This is a genomic window from Pseudomonas sihuiensis (assembly GCF_900106015.1).
Classification (GTDB): Bacteria; Pseudomonadota; Gammaproteobacteria; order Pseudomonadales; family Pseudomonadaceae; genus Aquipseudomonas; species Aquipseudomonas sihuiensis.
On the sequence record NZ_LT629797.1, the window covers coordinates 3,277,174 to 3,292,281 of the forward strand.

At 57.9% G+C, this 15,108-nt stretch carries 27 protein-coding genes; all 27 read right to left on the minus strand.

Annotated features, from left to right (window positions below; translation table 11 throughout):
- Window positions 1–54: 54 nt before the first annotated feature.
- A complete protein-coding gene (gene katG, locus BLT86_RS15500) occupies window positions 55–2,205 on the minus strand; it encodes a catalase/peroxidase HPI (protein ID WP_055987450.1) in 2,151 nt (716 codons plus the stop codon).
- Window positions 2,206–2,453: 248 nt separating this feature from the next.
- Window positions 2,454–2,840, minus strand: a complete 387-nt coding sequence (gene rplQ / locus BLT86_RS15505; protein WP_003243945.1) for a 50S ribosomal protein L17 — start codon at window positions 2,838–2,840, stop codon at window positions 2,454–2,456.
- A gap of 44 nt (window positions 2,841–2,884) precedes the next feature.
- The gene (locus tag BLT86_RS15510; protein ID WP_003463273.1) at window positions 2,885–3,886 is read right to left on the minus strand and encodes a DNA-directed RNA polymerase subunit alpha; all 1,002 of its coding nucleotides are present in this window, start codon (window positions 3,884–3,886) and stop codon (window positions 2,885–2,887) included.
- A gap of 22 nt (window positions 3,887–3,908) precedes the next feature.
- A complete protein-coding gene (rpsD, locus tag BLT86_RS15515) occupies window positions 3,909–4,529 on the minus strand; it encodes a 30S ribosomal protein S4 (RefSeq protein WP_017675608.1) in 621 nt (206 codons plus the stop codon).
- Between the two features lie 17 nt (window positions 4,530–4,546).
- Complete coding sequence (gene rpsK, locus BLT86_RS15520; protein ID WP_003243933.1) at window positions 4,547–4,936, minus strand: 30S ribosomal protein S11; 390 nt, start codon at window positions 4,934–4,936, stop codon at window positions 4,547–4,549.
- A gap of 30 nt (window positions 4,937–4,966) precedes the next feature.
- Complete coding sequence (gene rpsM, locus BLT86_RS15525) at window positions 4,967–5,323, minus strand: 30S ribosomal protein S13 (protein ID WP_003463275.1); 357 nt, start codon at window positions 5,321–5,323, stop codon at window positions 4,967–4,969.
- Between the two features lie 133 nt (window positions 5,324–5,456).
- Window positions 5,457–5,573 (minus strand): 50S ribosomal protein L36, encoded by a 117-nt coding sequence (gene rpmJ, locus BLT86_RS15530; protein WP_002555468.1) that lies wholly within the window; start codon window positions 5,571–5,573, stop codon window positions 5,457–5,459.
- A 28-nt stretch (window positions 5,574–5,601) separates the two neighbouring features.
- Window positions 5,602–6,930: a preprotein translocase subunit SecY gene (gene secY / locus BLT86_RS15535; RefSeq protein WP_017675609.1), complete on the minus strand. Its 1,329-nt coding sequence runs from the start codon at window positions 6,928–6,930 to the stop codon at window positions 5,602–5,604.
- Window positions 6,931–7,362, minus strand: a complete 432-nt coding sequence (rplO, locus tag BLT86_RS15540; protein WP_003463279.1) for a 50S ribosomal protein L15 — start codon at window positions 7,360–7,362, stop codon at window positions 6,931–6,933.
- Between the two features lie 2 nt (window positions 7,363–7,364).
- Window positions 7,365–7,544 carry a 50S ribosomal protein L30 gene (rpmD, locus tag BLT86_RS15545; RefSeq protein WP_003243922.1) on the minus strand — a complete coding sequence of 60 codons (180 nt, stop codon included), beginning with the start codon at window positions 7,542–7,544 and terminating at the stop codon, window positions 7,365–7,367.
- Between the two features lie 2 nt (window positions 7,545–7,546).
- Window positions 7,547–8,047 (minus strand): 30S ribosomal protein S5, encoded by a 501-nt coding sequence (rpsE, locus tag BLT86_RS15550; RefSeq protein ID WP_017675611.1) that lies wholly within the window; start codon window positions 8,045–8,047, stop codon window positions 7,547–7,549.
- A gap of 3 nt (window positions 8,048–8,050) precedes the next feature.
- Window positions 8,051–8,401 (minus strand): 50S ribosomal protein L18, encoded by a 351-nt coding sequence (rplR, locus tag BLT86_RS15555; RefSeq protein ID WP_017675612.1) that lies wholly within the window; start codon window positions 8,399–8,401, stop codon window positions 8,051–8,053.
- 11 nt (window positions 8,402–8,412) lie between these two features.
- Complete coding sequence (gene rplF, locus BLT86_RS15560) at window positions 8,413–8,946, minus strand: 50S ribosomal protein L6 (protein WP_017675613.1); 534 nt, start codon at window positions 8,944–8,946, stop codon at window positions 8,413–8,415.
- Window positions 8,947–8,959: 13 nt separating this feature from the next.
- Window positions 8,960–9,352 (minus strand): 30S ribosomal protein S8, encoded by a 393-nt coding sequence (gene rpsH / locus BLT86_RS15565; RefSeq protein ID WP_003243915.1) that lies wholly within the window; start codon window positions 9,350–9,352, stop codon window positions 8,960–8,962.
- A 191-nt stretch (window positions 9,353–9,543) separates the two neighbouring features.
- Entirely contained in the window at window positions 9,544–9,849 is a 306-nt protein-coding gene (gene rpsN, locus BLT86_RS15570) for a 30S ribosomal protein S14 (protein WP_003463288.1), read from the minus strand.
- Between the two features lie 14 nt (window positions 9,850–9,863).
- The gene (rplE, locus tag BLT86_RS15575) at window positions 9,864–10,403 is read right to left on the minus strand and encodes a 50S ribosomal protein L5 (RefSeq protein WP_017675614.1); all 540 of its coding nucleotides are present in this window, start codon (window positions 10,401–10,403) and stop codon (window positions 9,864–9,866) included.
- Window positions 10,404–10,422: 19 nt separating this feature from the next.
- Window positions 10,423–10,737, minus strand: a complete 315-nt coding sequence (gene rplX, locus BLT86_RS15580; protein ID WP_017675615.1) for a 50S ribosomal protein L24 — start codon at window positions 10,735–10,737, stop codon at window positions 10,423–10,425.
- An 11-nt stretch (window positions 10,738–10,748) separates the two neighbouring features.
- The gene (gene rplN, locus BLT86_RS15585) at window positions 10,749–11,117 is read right to left on the minus strand and encodes a 50S ribosomal protein L14 (protein WP_003243907.1); all 369 of its coding nucleotides are present in this window, start codon (window positions 11,115–11,117) and stop codon (window positions 10,749–10,751) included.
- A gap of 23 nt (window positions 11,118–11,140) precedes the next feature.
- Window positions 11,141–11,407: a 30S ribosomal protein S17 gene (rpsQ, locus tag BLT86_RS15590; RefSeq protein ID WP_026088453.1), complete on the minus strand. Its 267-nt coding sequence runs from the start codon at window positions 11,405–11,407 to the stop codon at window positions 11,141–11,143.
- Between the two features lie 2 nt (window positions 11,408–11,409).
- On the minus strand, window positions 11,410–11,601 hold the full coding sequence (gene rpmC, locus BLT86_RS15595; protein ID WP_003463299.1) for a 50S ribosomal protein L29: 192 nt from the start codon (window positions 11,599–11,601) through the stop codon (window positions 11,410–11,412).
- On the minus strand, window positions 11,601–12,014 hold the full coding sequence (rplP, locus tag BLT86_RS15600) for a 50S ribosomal protein L16 (protein ID WP_003243901.1): 414 nt from the start codon (window positions 12,012–12,014) through the stop codon (window positions 11,601–11,603). Before rplP ends, rpmC begins: the two co-directional genes overlap by 1 nt.
- 12 nt (window positions 12,015–12,026) lie before the next feature.
- Window positions 12,027–12,713 (minus strand): 30S ribosomal protein S3, encoded by a 687-nt coding sequence (rpsC, locus tag BLT86_RS15605; protein WP_017675617.1) that lies wholly within the window; start codon window positions 12,711–12,713, stop codon window positions 12,027–12,029.
- Window positions 12,714–12,726: 13 nt separating this feature from the next.
- Window positions 12,727–13,059 carry a 50S ribosomal protein L22 gene (gene rplV / locus BLT86_RS15610; RefSeq protein WP_003103908.1) on the minus strand — a complete coding sequence of 111 codons (333 nt, stop codon included), beginning with the start codon at window positions 13,057–13,059 and terminating at the stop codon, window positions 12,727–12,729.
- 11 nt (window positions 13,060–13,070) lie between these two features.
- On the minus strand, window positions 13,071–13,346 hold the full coding sequence (gene rpsS / locus BLT86_RS15615; protein ID WP_003243896.1) for a 30S ribosomal protein S19: 276 nt from the start codon (window positions 13,344–13,346) through the stop codon (window positions 13,071–13,073).
- A 16-nt stretch (window positions 13,347–13,362) separates the two neighbouring features.
- Window positions 13,363–14,187 (minus strand): 50S ribosomal protein L2, encoded by an 825-nt coding sequence (gene rplB, locus BLT86_RS15620; protein ID WP_017675619.1) that lies wholly within the window; start codon window positions 14,185–14,187, stop codon window positions 13,363–13,365.
- Between the two features lie 14 nt (window positions 14,188–14,201).
- Complete coding sequence (gene rplW / locus BLT86_RS15625; RefSeq protein WP_003463306.1) at window positions 14,202–14,501, minus strand: 50S ribosomal protein L23; 300 nt, start codon at window positions 14,499–14,501, stop codon at window positions 14,202–14,204.
- The gene (gene rplD / locus BLT86_RS15630) at window positions 14,498–15,100 is read right to left on the minus strand and encodes a 50S ribosomal protein L4 (protein WP_092377955.1); all 603 of its coding nucleotides are present in this window, start codon (window positions 15,098–15,100) and stop codon (window positions 14,498–14,500) included. Before rplD ends, rplW begins: the two co-directional genes overlap by 4 nt.
- Window positions 15,101–15,108: the final 8 nt, after the last annotated feature.

Genomic DNA, 15,108 nt, shown 5'->3' on the forward strand with positions numbered 1-15,108 from the left:
TCCACGAGGGAGGCGTTGCGGTTTAACGACGCACCATCGGTGCGCGGGTCAGACTCAAGCCAGATCGAAACGATCCAGGTTCATCACCTTGACCCAAGCGGCGACGAAGTCCTTGACCAGCTTCTCCTTGCCGTCAGCACTGGCATAGACCTCGGCGTAGGCGCGCAGCACCGAGTTGGAGCCGAACACCAGGTCGTTGCGGGTGGCGGTGTATTTCACCTGGCCATCCTTGCGTGTACGCCCTTCGAAGACTTCGTTGCTGTCATCGGCTGCCTTCCATACGGTGCCCATATCCAGCAGGTTGACGAAGAAATCGTTGGACAGCACACCGACCTTGTCGGTGAACACGCCATGCTGACTGCCATCGTAGTTGGCGCCCAGCACACGCAGACCGCCGACCAGCGCAGTCATCTCCGGCGCGGTCAGTGTCAGCAACTGCGCCTTGTCGATCAGCATCGCCTCGGTGGGCACGCCCAGGTTGCCTTTGCTGTAGTTGCGGAAACCGTCGGCAGCAGACTCCAGCACATCGAAGGAGTCGACATCAGTCTGATCCTGACGCGCATCGACCCGGCCCGGCGCGAAGGGTACGTCTACGCTCACACCGGCAGCCTTGGCGGCCAGTTCGACACCGACATTACCGGCCAGCACGATCACATCGGCCAGTGAGGCCTTGCCGGATGCCTGCTGGATTTCCACCAGTTTCGGCAGCGCCTTGATCGCCCGCTGGTTGGCGGCCCAATCCTTCTGCGGCGCCAGAGCCAGGCGCGCACCGTTGGCACCACCGCGCTTGTCGCCACCGCGGAAGGTCGAGGCCGAAGCCCAGGCCACGGACACCAGATCACCCACCGACAGCCCGGATGCCGCAATCTTCGCTTTCAGATCGGCAATATCGGCAGCGCTCGGGTTGTGGATGGCAGCGGGCAGCGGGTCTTGCCAGATCAGGTCCTCTTTCGGCACTTCCGGCCCCAGGTAGCGGGCTTTCGGCCCCATGTCGCGGTGGGTCAGCTTGTACCAGGCGCGCGCGAAGGCATCGGCGAAGGCCTGCGGATCTTCATAGAAGCGCTTGGAAATCTTGCCGAACTCCGGATCGAAACGCAGAGTCAGGTCGGTGGTGAGCATGGTCGGCTTGTGGAATTTACCCGGCACGTGCGCATCCGGGATGATCTCCGGCGCGTCCTTGGCCACCCACTGCTTGGCACCGGCGGGGGACTTGGTCAGTTCCCATTCGAACTTGAACAGGTTCTCGAAGAAATTGTTGCTCCACAGCGCCGGAGTCTTCGTCCAGGTCACTTCCAGGCCACTGGAAACCGTGTCCTTGCCAAAGCCACTGCCGAAGTTGCTGGTCCAACCCAGCCCCTGAGCTTCGATAGGTCCAGCCTCGGGCTCCGGCCCTTTGTGCGACTCCGGCGCCGCGCCGTGTGCCTTGCCGAAGGTGTGGCCGCCAGCGATCAAGGCGACGATTTCTTCGTCGTCCATCGCCATGCGATAGAAGGTGGCGCGAATGTCCTTGGCCGCTAACATATAGTCGCCGCTGGCATTGGGACCTTCCGGGTTCACGTAGATCAGCCCCATGTGGGTGGCGCCAAAGGGTGCGGTCAGCTCGCGTTCATCATTGACGCGCTTGGGATCGACACCCAGCCAGGCGACTTCGGCGCCCCAGTTGACGTCCTGATCCGGTTCCCATACGTCTTCGCGACCGGCACCGAAGCCGAAGGTGCGAAAACCCATGGATTCCAGCGCGACGTTGCCGGCGAGAATGTATAGATCGGCCCAGGAAATGGACTGGCCATACTTCTGCTTGATCGGCCACAGCAGGCGACGCGACTTGTCGATGTTGACGTTGTCCGGCCAGGAGTTGAGCGGCGCGAAACGCTGCTGACCACGGCCGCCACCACCACGGCCATCGGTGGTGCGATAGGTGCCAGCAGAGTGCCAGGCCATGCGGATGAATTGCGGACCGTAGTGGCCGAAGTCGGCAGGCCACCAGTCCTGGCTGTCGGTCATCAGTCTGACCAGGTCGGCCTTGAGCGCCTTGTAATCGAGCTTCTTGAAGGCTTCGGCGTAGTTGAATGTTTCACCCAGCGGATTGGATCGGTCGGAATGCTGATTGAGCAAATCAACACGCAGCTGATTCGGCCACCAATCTTTGTTGGTCGTGCCACCACCAGCGACGTGGTTGAACGGACATTTACCTTGGTTCGACATGGTTCTCTCCTTCTCCTCATCGGGTCGGTCCCAGCGAGTGCGACCGACAATGGGACAAGCCTAGACCCGCTTCGCCAGCCGAACCAATTCATGAAGCATAACGGCGCAATAGTTATTTTCTTTCATGAGCCAAACACCCTGCGCACGGCCCCAGAAAACGCCAACAGCACCCAGTACGCGCTCCAACGCAATAAATTCAGGCAACAAAAAACCGGGCACTAGGCCCGGTCTCTTGTACAACCAGCAACTTACTCGGCAGCTTCTACCGAACCGCCGACCGGACGGTCGACCAGTTCAACGTAAGCCATCGGAGCGTTGTCGCCAGCGCGGAAACCGCACTTGAGAATGCGCAGGTAGCCGCCGTTACGGGTGGCGTAGCGCTTGCCCAGATCGTTGAACAGCTTGCCGACGATGGCTTTCGAACGGGTACGGTCGAAGGCCAGACGACGGTTGGCAACGCTGTCTTCCTTGGCCAGGGTGATCAGCGGCTCGGCAACGCGACGCAGTTCCTTGGCTTTCGGCAGGGTAGTTTTGATCAGCTCGTGCTCGAACAGCGAGACCGCCATGTTCTGGAACATGGCCTTGCGGTGAGCGCTGGTGCGGCTGAGGTGACGGCCACTTTTACGATGACGCATGGTTCAATTCCTTACCAAACTTGTTCGTTCGGTGATGATGACGATCAGGCAGTGGCCTTATCGTCTTTCTTCAGACTTGCCGGCGGCCAGTTGTCGAGGCGCATACCGAGGGACAGACCACGAGAAGCCAGAACATCCTTGATTTCGGTCAGGGATTTCTTGCCCAGGTTCGGGGTTTTGAGCAGCTCTACTTCGGTGCGCTGAATCAGATCACCGATGTAGTAGATGTTCTCTGCCTTGAGGCAGTTGGCCGAACGTACGGTCAGTTCCAGGTCATCGACAGGACGCAGCAGGATCGGATCGATCTCGTCTTCCTGCTCGACCACCACTGGCTCACTGTCACCTTTGAGGTCGACGAACGCGGCCAGCTGCTGCTGCAGGATGGTCGCGGCACGACGGATAGCCTCTTCAGGGTCTAGGGTACCGTTGGTTTCCAGGTCGATAACCAGTTTGTCCAGGTTGGTGCGCTGCTCGACACGGGCGTTTTCCACCACGTAAGCAACCCGACGCACAGGGCTGAACGAAGCATCCAGCTGCAAGCGACCAATGCTGCGGCTTTCATCTTCGTCGCTCTGACGCGCGTCAGCCGGCTCATAGCCGCGACCACGAGCCACGGTGAGCTTCATGTTCAGCGCGCCATTGGAAGCCAGGTTGGCGATTACGTGGTCGCCATTGACGATTTCGACATCGTGATCCAGCTGAATATCGGCAGCGGTAACTACGCCCGGGCCCTTCTTAGCCAGAGTCAGGGTCACTTCGTCACGGCCGTGCAGCTTGATAGCCAGACCTTTCAGGTTGAGCAGGATCTCGATGACATCTTCCTGCACACCTTCGATCGCGGAGTACTCATGGAGTACGCCATCGATCTCGGCCTCGACTACTGCACAGCCAGGCATGGAGGACAACAGGATGCGACGCAGCGCGTTGCCCAGGGTATGGCCAAAGCCACGCTCGAGAGGCTCGAGGGTGATCTTGGCGCGGGTCGGACTGACCTCCTGCACATCGATGTGACGGGGGGTCAGGAACTCATTTACCGAAATCTGCATGGATGCACCTATTTTCTAGCCCTTACTTGGAGTAGAGCTCGACAATCAGGCTCTCGTTGATGTCAGCGGACAGATCGCCACGAGCCGGTACGTTCTTGAACACACCAGACTTCTTCTCGGCGTCTACTTCTACCCACTCAACACGGCCACGCTGGGCGCAGAGCTCGAGAGCCTGAGCGATGCGCAGCTGATTGCGCGATTTCTCGCGAACAGCAACGACGTCGCCAGCCTTAACTTGGTAGGACGGTACGTTTACGGTCTGACCGTTGACGCTGATCGCTTTGTGCGAAACCAGCTGACGGGACTCGGCACGAGTAGCGCCAAAACCCATACGGTAAACCACGTTGTCCAGACGGCACTCCAGCAGTTGCAGCAGATTTTCGCCGGTGGCGCCTTTCTGGCTGGCAGCTTGCTTGTAGTAACCGCTGAATTGACGCTCCAGTACGCCGTAGATACGACGAACTTTTTGCTTCTCACGCAGCTGGGTGCCGTAGTCGGACTGACGGCCACGGCGCTGGCCGTGGATACCCGGGGCTGCTTCGATGTTGCACTTAGATTCAAGCGCGCGAACACCACTCTTCAGAAAGAGATCGGTGCCTTCACGACGAGACAGTTTGCACTTGGGACCAATGTAACGAGCCATTTCTCACTGTCTCCTGATTACACGCGACGCTTCTTCGGCGGACGGCACCCGTTGTGCGGGATTGGCGTCACGTCGGTGATGCTGGCGATTTTGTAGCCGCAGGCGTTCAGAGCACGCACGGCGGATTCGCGACCTGGGCCTGGACCTTTGACGTTGACGTCGAGGTTCTTCAGACCGTATTCCAGTGCAGCCTGACCAGCGCGCTCGGCGGCGATCTGGGCAGCGAACGGAGTGGACTTACGCGAGCCGCGGAAACCCGAACCACCGGAGGTAGCCCAGGACAGGGCGTTACCCTGACGGTCGGTAATGGTCACGATAGTGTTGTTGAAAGACGCGTGGATATGGGCGATGCCATCAACCACCGTCTTTTTGACTTTTTTACGAGTACGAGCAGCAGGTTTTGCCATGACTAAATTCCTGTCGATTCGCGAATGCGATTACTTGCGGATCGGCTTACGCGGGCCCTTACGGGTGCGAGCGTTGGTCTTGGTACGCTGACCGCGGACCGGCAGACCTTTACGATGACGCAGGCCACGGTAGCAACCCAGATCCATCAAGCGCTTGATCTTCATATTCACTTCACGACGCAGGTCGCCTTCGGTATTCACCTTGGCTACTTCGCCACGCAGCTGTTCGATCTGCTCGTCAGTCAGATCCTTGATTTTCGCAGCCGGGTTTACACCGGTAGCGGCACAGATTTTCTGTGCAGTGGTGCGACCAACACCGAAGATGTAGGTCAGCGAGATAACAGTGTGCTTGTTATCCGGAATGTTAACGCCTGCAATACGGGCCATTCAGTGGAACTCCAATTGACAGCTACCTACGCCCCGGAAGCCAAGAAATAGGGCGCGAGATATTAACGCTGTAATAACAAATAATCAACCCGGCAGCGCACTAGCTGCCGGGCTTATCACGCGTGGTTCACACTCAGCCTTGGCGCTGCTTGTGACGCGGCTCTGCGCTGCAGATCACCCGCACGACACCTTCGCGACGGATAATTTTGCAGTTACGGCACAGCTTTTTCACCGATGCACGAACTTTCATTACCAACTCCTCGAACCTTACGGGTGGATCAGCGGAGCATGCCGCTGCCATAGCCCTTCAGGTTGGCTTTCTTCATCAGGGAATCGTACTGGTGAGACACGAGGTGCGATTGCACTTGGGACATGAAGTCCATGACAACCACGACCACGATCAGCAACGAGGTCCCGCCAAGGTAGAACGGAACGTTGGCCGCAACCACCAGGAACTGGGGCAGCAGGCACACGGCCGTCATGTAAAGAGCACCGAACATGGTCAAGCGGGTCAGAACGCCATCGATATAGCGTGCAGACTGCTCGCCCGGACGGATGCCCGGAATAAAGGCACCGGACTTCTTCAGGTTTTCCGCTACGTCTTTCGGGTTGAACATCAGCGCTGTGTAGAAGAAGCAGAAGAAAATGATCCCTGCACTAAACAGCAGAATGTTCAACGGCTGACCAGGAGCGATAGCCTGCGAAATGTCCTGCAGCCAGCCCAAACCCTCGGACTGACCAAACCAGGCACCCAGCGAGGCCGGGAACAGCAGAAGGCTGCTGGCGAAGATGGCCGGGATTACGCCCGCCATGTTCACCTTCAACGGCAGGTGGCTGGTCTGCGCAGCGAAGACCTTGCGGCCCTGCTGACGCTTGGCATAGTGCACCGCAATGCGACGCTGACCACGCTCAATGAACACCACGAAACCGATGATCGCTACTGCCAACAGGCCGATGGCGATCAGAGCGAAGATGTTGATATCGCCCTGACGAGCAGACTCGAAAGACTGCCCGATTGCCGACGGCAGACCGGCCACGATGCCTGCAAAAATCAGCATCGAGATACCGTTGCCGACACCGCGCTCGGTGATTTGCTCGCCCAGCCACATCATGAACATCGCGCCCGCCACGAAAGTGGTGATCGCCACGAAGTGGAAGCCGAAATCGCCCGAGAACGCAACGCCCTGACTAGCCAGACCAACGGACATACCGATAGCCTGAACGAACGCCAGAACGAGAGTGCCGTAGCGGGTGTACTGGCTGATCTTGCGACGGCCAGCTTCACCTTCCTTCTTCAACTGTTCCAGCTGCGGGCTGACAGCGGTCATCAGCTGCATGATGATCGATGCCGAAATGTACGGCATGATCCCCAGTGCAAAGATGCTCATCCGCTCCAGCGCGCCGCCGGAAAACATGTTGAACAAGCTAAGAATGGTCCCCTCATTCTGCCGGAACAGATCCGCCAGTCGGTCTGGGTTGATGCCAGGAACCGGGATGTGCGCACCTATCCGGTAGACGATGATCGCCAGGAACAGGAAACGCAGACGAGCCCAGAGTTCGGACAACCCGCCACCTGCCAGCGCTGAGAGAGCACCTTGCTTAGCCATTTAGTCCTCGAACTTACCGCCAGCCGCGATGATAGCCGCACGCGCACCCTTGGTGGCGGCGATACCTTTCAGGGTGACCGCACGGGTAACCTCACCAGACAGCATGACTTTCACACGCTGTACGTGATGGCCTACCAGATTGGCATCCTTCAGAGCCTGCAGAGTTACAACACCTTCTACCTTGTTCAGCTCGGAGGTACGCACTTCAGCGCGATCCATAGCCTTCAGGGAGACGAAGCCGAACTTCGGCAGACGGCGGTGCAGCGGCTGCTGACCACCCTCGAAACCCGGAGCGATGGAACCACCGGAGCGGGAGGTTTGACCCTTGTGGCCACGGCCACCAGTCTTACCCAGACCGCTACCGATGCCACGGCCCGGACGGTGCTTCTCGCGACGGGCACCCGGCGCGGAACGCAGATCGTTCAGTTGCATGATTAACCCTCCACCTTCAACAGGTAGTAAGCCTTGTTGATCATGCCGCGGTTTTCCGGAGTATCCAGAACCTCTACGGTGTGACCGATGCGACGCAGGCCCAGGCCCTTGACGCAAGCTTTGTGATTGGCCAGACGGCCATTGGTGCTCTTGATCAGAGTCACTTTGACGGTATTAGCCATGGTTAGAGAATCTCCTCGACGCTCTTGCCACGCTTGGCTGCAACAGAACCCGGAGACTGCATGGTCTTCAGACCCTTGAAAGTGGCGTGAACCACGTTCACCGGGTTGGTCGAGCCGTAGCACTTGGCCAGAACGTTCTGCACACCAGCCACTTCCAGCACAGCACGCATGGCGCCGCCGGCGATGATACCGGTACCTTCCGAAGCCGGCTGCATGAACACCTTGGAGGCGCCGTGAGCGGACTTGATCGGGTACTGCAGAGTGGTGCCGTTCAGATCAACTTGGATCATGTTGCGACGAGCAGCTTCCATCGCCTTCTGGATAGCAGCCGGAACTTCGCGGGACTTGCCACGGCCGAAACCGACGCGACCCTTGCCATCACCTACCACGGTCAGCGCGGTGAAAGTGAAGATACGGCCACCCTTTACGGTCTTGGCAACGCGGTTAACCTGAACCAGCTTCTCGATGTAGCCTTCGTCGCGCTTTTGGTCGTTATTTGCCATAACTTAGAACTCCAGCCCGCCTTCACGAGCAGCATCAGCCAGCGCCTTGACGCGGCCGTGGTACTTGAAGCCAGAACGGTCGAATGCCACCTGGGTCACACCAGCGGCTTTCGCACGCTCAGCAACCAGCGCACCAACTTTCTTGGCTGCGTCGACGTTGCCGGTGGCGCCATCACGCAGTGCTTTGTCCAAGGTAGAGGCGCTGGCCAGAACCTTGCTGCCGTCGGCCGAGATGACCTGGGCGTAGATGTGCTGCGAAGAGCGGTACACGCACAGACGCACGGCTTCGAGCTCGTGCATTTTCAGGCGTGCTTTGCGAGCGCGACGCAGACGAGTAACTTTTTTGTCGGTCATTTTTCAGCCCCTTACTTCTTCTTGGCTTCTTTACGACGGACAACTTCATCCGCGTAACGAACGCCTTTGCCCTTGTAGGGCTCAGGACGACGGAAGTCACGGATTTCCGCAGCCACCTGACCCACCAGTTGCTTGTCGATACCCTTGATCAGGATTTCGGTCTGGTTCGGGGTTTCAGCCACGACGCCTTCCGGCAATTCGTAGTCGATCGGGTGGGAGAAGCCCAGTGCGAGGTTCAGCACCTGGCCTTTGGCTTGAGCTTTGTAGCCCACGCCGACCAGTTGCAGCTTACGCTCGAAGCCTTGGCTGACACCGATGACCATGTTGTTCACCAGAGCACGAGTAGTACCGGCCATAGCGCGGTTCTGCTGGTCGCCATTACGAGCGGCGAAACGCAGTTCGCTACCTTCCTGGATCACTTCCACGGACGAGTGAACGTTCAGTTCCAGAGCGCCCTTGGCACCCTTGACCGAGAGCTGCTGACCGGCGAGTTTGATCTCGACACCGGCAGGCAGCACAACGGGGTTCTTAGCAACGCGAGACATGCTTATCCCCCCCTTAGAACACGGTGCAGAGCACTTCGCCGCCGACACCGGCAGCGCGCGCAGCGCGATCCGTCATCACACCTTTATTGGTGGAGACGATGGAAACACCGAGACCGCCGCGAACCTTCGGCAGGTCATCGACGGATTTGTATTGACGAAGGCCAGGACGGCTCACGCGCTTGACTTCCTCGATGACCGGACGGCCTTCGAAGTACTTCAGCTCGATGGACAGTTGTGGCTTGGCTTCACCATTGACTTCATAACCCGCAATGTAACCTTCGTCTTTCAGAACTTTGGCTACGGCTACCTTCAGAGTGGAAGAAGGCATGCTTACGACGGACTTTTCAGCCATCTGGGCATTACGGATACGAGTTAGCATGTCCGCTAACGGGTCCTGCATACTCATGGGCTAGACGCTCCTGATACAAAAAGAACAGCCCGAGGGCTGTGGGATCATCCAAAAGCTCGGCATGGAAATACCAGGCTCAGGAGAGCCGGACATTCTAGAGACCGATCAAAAATGAATCAAGCCCCAAAAGGGGCTTGTTCAAATAAAGACAAAGCCGGCACTAGGCCGGCTTCGCTTTTTTACTGCTATTACCAGCTGGCTTTCACCAGGCCCGGTACGTCACCGCGCATGGCGGCTTCGCGCAGCTTGTTACGCGACAGACCGAACTTGCGGTAAACGCCGTGCGGACGGCCGGTGATGCGGCAACGGTTACGCAGGCGCGAGGCGCTGGCGTCCCGTGGTTGCTTCTGCAGAGCGACCTGAGCTTCCCAACGCGCTTCCGGACTGGTGTTCGGATTAGCGATGGTGGCTTTCAGCTCGGCACGCTTCTTGGCGTACTTGGCAACCGTTTGCTGACGCTTCAGCTCGCGGTTCTTCATGCTTGTCTTGGCCATTATCCAGACTCCGATCAGTTGCGGAACGGGAAGTTGAAAGCACGCAGCAGAGCGCGGCCTTCATCATCGTTACGGGCAGTGGTAGTCAGGGTGATGTCCAGACCACGCAGCGCATCGATTTTGTCGTAATCGATTTCCGGGAAGATGATCTGCTCTTTCACGCCCATGCTGTAGTTGCCACGACCATCGAAGGACTTGGCATTCAGGCCGCGGAAGTCACGCACGCGCGGCAGGGAGATGGACAGCAGACGATCCAGGAACTCGTACATACGCTCGCGACGCAGAGTGACCTTGACGCCAATCGGCCAACCTTCACGAACCTTGAAACCTGCGATCGACTTGCGGGCATGAGTCACAACGACTTTCTGACCGGTAATCTTCTCGAGGTCGGCAACAGCGTTTTCGATGATTTTCTTGTCACCGATCGCTTCGCCCAGGCCCATGTTCAGGGTGATCTTGGTGATGCGCGGAACTTCCATCACGTTCGCCAGCTTCAGTTCTTCCTTCAGCTTGGGCGCGATTTCCTTCCGGTAAATCTCTTTCAGTCGTGCCATGGTATTTACCTACGGATTCTCAAGCGCCAACCGGCTTCTGGGTGGACTTGAAGACACGAATTTTCTTGCCGTCTTCGGTCTTGAAGCCAACGCGGTCAGCCTTGTTGGTTTCAGAGTTGAAGATGGCAACGTTGGAAGCGTGCAGAGGCGCTTCTTTCTCGACGATACCGCCTTGAACGCCCGACATCGGGTTCGGCTTGGTATGACGCTTCACCAGGTTGATGCCACCGACGACCAGACGGTCGTCAGCGAGAACCTTGAGCACCTTACCGCGCTTACCTTTGTCTTTGCCGGCGATCACGATGATCTCGTCGTCACGACGAATCTTTTGCATGTCGGATCTCCTTAAAGCACTTCAGGGGCGAGCGAGACGATCTTCATGAACTTCTCGGAACGCAGTTCACGGGTCACTGGCCCGAAGATACGGGTACCGATCGGCTCTTGCTTGTTGTTCAGCAGAACAGCAGCGTTGCCGTCGAAGCGGATGATCGAACCGTCGGCACGACGAACGCCGTGACGGGTACGAACAACCACTGCAGTCATGACCTGACCTTTCTTCACTTTGCCGCGCGGAATTGCTTCCTTGACGGTGACCTTGATGATGTCGCCGATGCCGGCGTAGCGACGATGAGAGCCGCCCAGCACCTTGATGCACATAACACGACGTGCACCACTGTTGTCAGCCACATCGAGCATGGATTGAGTCTGAATCATAAAATTTCTCCGACCCCTAGCCCTTAGACGTCAACTGCGCGTTCGACGACTTCAACCAGAGCCCAGGACTTGGTCTTGGACTGCGGACGGGTTTCGCGAATGGAAACCTTGTCGCCGATCTTGCACTGGTTGGTTTCGTCGTGAGCGTGCAGTTTGGTCGAACGCTTGACGTATTTACCGTAGATCGGGTGCTTTACACGGCGCTCGATCAGAACGGTGATGGTCTTGTCCATCTTGTCGCTGACAACACGGCCGGTCAGCGTACGGACTGTTTTTTCGGCTTCAGCCATGATCACTTACCTGCCTGCTGGTTGAGCACAGTTTTCACACGAGCGATGTCGCGCTTAACTTGCGAGAGCAGGTGAGACTGCCCCAACTGGCCAGTTGCTTTCTGCATGCGCAGATTGAACTGGTCGCGCAGCAGACCGAGCAGTTGCTCGTTCAGTTGCTGTGCGGTTTTTTCACGAAGTTCGGTCGCTTTCATCACATCACCGTCCGCTTAACAAAGGTGGTGGCGAGCGGCAGCTTTGCAGCAGCCAGGGCGAAAGCCTCACGCGCCAGCTCTTCGGAAACGCCTTCGATCTCGTACAGGACTTTGCCTGGCTGGATCTGGGCTACCCAATATTCGACGCCACCCTTACCTTTACCCATCCGCACTTCGAGAGGCTTCTTGGTAACCGGCTTGTCCGGGAATACGCGAATCCAGATCTTGCCGCCACGTTTTACGTGACGAGTCAGAGCACGACGAGCGGACTCGATCTGACGGGCGGTGAGACGACCGCGGGCTACAGACTTCAGCGCGAACTCGCCGAAGCTGACCTTGCTACCGCGCTGAGCCAGACCACGGTTGTGGCCGGTCATCTGCTTGCGGAACTTCGTACGCTTTGGTTGCAACATGATGCGTACTCCTTATTTCTTAGCAGCTTTACGAGGAGCGGGCGCTTGCGGCTTCAGCTCTTCAGTGCGGCCACCAATGACCTCACCCTTGAAGATCCAAACCTTGACGCCGATCACACCGTAAGTGGTGTGCGCTTCGTAGGTGGCGTAATCGATATCTGCACGCAGGGTGTGCAGGGGCACACGACCTTCGCGATACCACTCGGTACGGGCGATTTCAGCGCCACCAAGACGACCACTCACCTGGATCTTGATGCCCTTGGCACCAATACGCATGGCGTTCTGTACAGCGCGCTTCATGGCGCGACGGAACATTACGCGGCGCTCCAGCTGCTGAGCTACGCTCTGTGCAACCAGCATACCGTCGAGCTCCGGCTTGCGGATCTCTTCGATGTTGATGTGCACCGGCACACCCATTTGCTTGGTCAGGTCCTGACGCAGCTTCTCAACATCTTCACCTTTCTTGCCGATCACGATGCCGGGACGAGCGGTGTGGATGGTGATGCGTGCGGTTTGAGCCGGGCGAGCGATGTCGATACGGCTAACGGACGCGCTTTTTAGTTTGTCTTGCAGGTATGCACGAACCTTCAGGTCGGCGTTCAGGTAGTCGGCGTAAGTGCGACCATCTGCATACCAAACCGAAGTGTGATCCTTGACGATTCCCAGGCGGATGCCAACGGGATGTACTTTCTGACCCATCTGATCGACTCCGTTACTTGTCCGCAACCTTGACAGTGATATGGCAAGACCGCTTGACGATGCGATCAGCACGGCCTTTGGCACGCGGCATGATGCGCTTAAGCGAACGCCCTTCGTTGACGAAAACGGTGCTGACCTTCAGGTCATCAACGTCTGCGCCTTCGTTGTGCTCGGCGTTGGCAACGGCCGACTCCAGCACTTTCTTCATGATCTCGGCGGCTTTCTTGCTGCTGAAAGCCAGCAGGTTGAGCGCTTCGCCCACCTTCTTCCCGCGGATCTGGTCGGCGACCAGGCGAGCTTTCTGGGCGGAGATGCGAGCGCCCGACAACTTAGCGGCTACTTCCATTTCCAAACCCCTTAACGCTTGCCTTTCTTGTCGGCAACGTGACCACGATAGGTACGGGTGCCGGCAAATTCGCCCAGTTTGTGGCCGACCATGTCTTCGTTCACGAGGACCGGGACATGCTGGCGACCGTTATGCACAGCGATGGTCAGACCGACCATCTGCGGCAGGATCATGGAGCGACGCGACCAGGTTTTAACCGGCTTGCGATCGTTCTTTTCCACCGCCGCTTCGACCTTCTTCAGTAGGTGAAGATCGATAAAAGGACCTTTTTTCAGAGAACGTGGCACTGTCGTATCCCTCTATTTACTTGCGACGACGGACGATCATGTTGTCGGTGCGCTTGTTAGCACGGGTCTTCGCGCCCTTGGTCGGGAAGCCCCATGGCGACACCGGATGACGACCACCGGAGGTACGACCCTCACCACCACCGTGCGGGTGATCAACCGGGTTCATGGCAACACCACGAACGGTCGGACGAACACCGCGCCAGCGCTTGGCACCGGCCTTACCCAGCGAACGCAGGCTGTGCTCGGAGTTCGAGACTTCGCCCAGGGTCGCACGGCACTCGGAAAGGACTTTACGCATTTCGCCGGAGCGCAGACGCAGAGTCACATAGGCACCTTCACGAGCGATCAGCTGAGCGGAAGCACCAGCGGAACGAGCGATCTGAGCACCTTTACCCGGCTTCAGCTCGATACCGTGAACGGTCGAACCTACCGGAATGTTGCGCAGCTGCAGGCTGTTGCCCGGCTTGATCGGAGCCATGATGCCCGCAATCAGCTGGTCGCCAGCAGAAACGCCCTTCGGAGCGATGATGTAGCGACGTTCGCCGTCAGCGTATTTCAGCAGAGCGATGTGAGCAGTACGGTTCGGATCGTATTCCACGCGCTCGACGGTGGCAGGAATGCCATCCTTGTCGTTGCGACGGAAGTCGACCAGACGGTAATGCTGCTTATGACCACCACCGATATGACGGGTGGTAATACGGCCATTGTTGTTACGACCACCGGACTTCGACTTTTTCTCGAGCAGCGGAGCGTATGGAGCGCCTTTGTGCAGCTCCTGATTGACCACCTTGACCACAAAACGGCGGCCAGCGGAAGTCGGTTTGCATTTAACGATTGCCATGATGCACCCCTTCCTTACTCAGCACTGCTGGTGAAATCGAGTTCTTGGCCCGGCTGAAGGGAGATAACTGCCTTCTTCCAGTCGTTACGCTTGCCCAGACCGCGAGCGGTGCGCTTGCTCTTACCCAGAACGTTCTGAGTAGTAACGCGCTCAACCTTCACGCCGAACAGGCCTTCGACAGCCTTCTTGATTTCCAGCTTGGTCGCATCGGTAGCGACTTTGAAAACGAACTGACCTTGCTTGTCAGCCAGAACCGTGGCCTTCTCGGAGATGTGCGGGCCAAGCAGCACTTTGAATACGCGTTCCTGGTTCATCCCAGCAGCTCCTCGAATTTCTTCACGGCCGAAACGGTGACCAGCACCTTCTCGTACGCGATCAGGCTGACCGGATCGGAACCCTGAACGTCACGTACATCAACGTGCGGCAGGTTGCGGGCAGCCAGGTACAGGTTCTCATCGACAGCGTCGGATACGATCAGCACGTCGGTCAGGCCCAGGCCATTGAGTTTGGCCAGCAGAGTCTTGGTCTTCGGCGCGTCAACGGCGAAGTCTTCGACTACGACCAGACGGTCGGTACGAACCAGCTCAGCAAGGATGGAGCGCAGAGCTGCGCGGTACATCTTCTTGTTCAGCTTTTGATCATGGTTACGGGTGGACGCTGCGAAGGTCACACCACCGCCACGCCAGATCGGACCACGAGTGGTACCGGCACGAGCACGACCGGTGCCTTTCTGACGCCACGGGCGCTTGCCGCCACCGGAAACGTCGGAACGGGACTTCTGGCCTTTGGTACCTTGACGACCGCCAGCCATGTAGGCTACGACTGCTTGGTGAACCAGGGTCTCGTTGAACTCGCCACCGAAGGTCGCATCGGACACTTCGATCGCCTGAGCGCCATTTACATTCAATTGCATCTCAGATT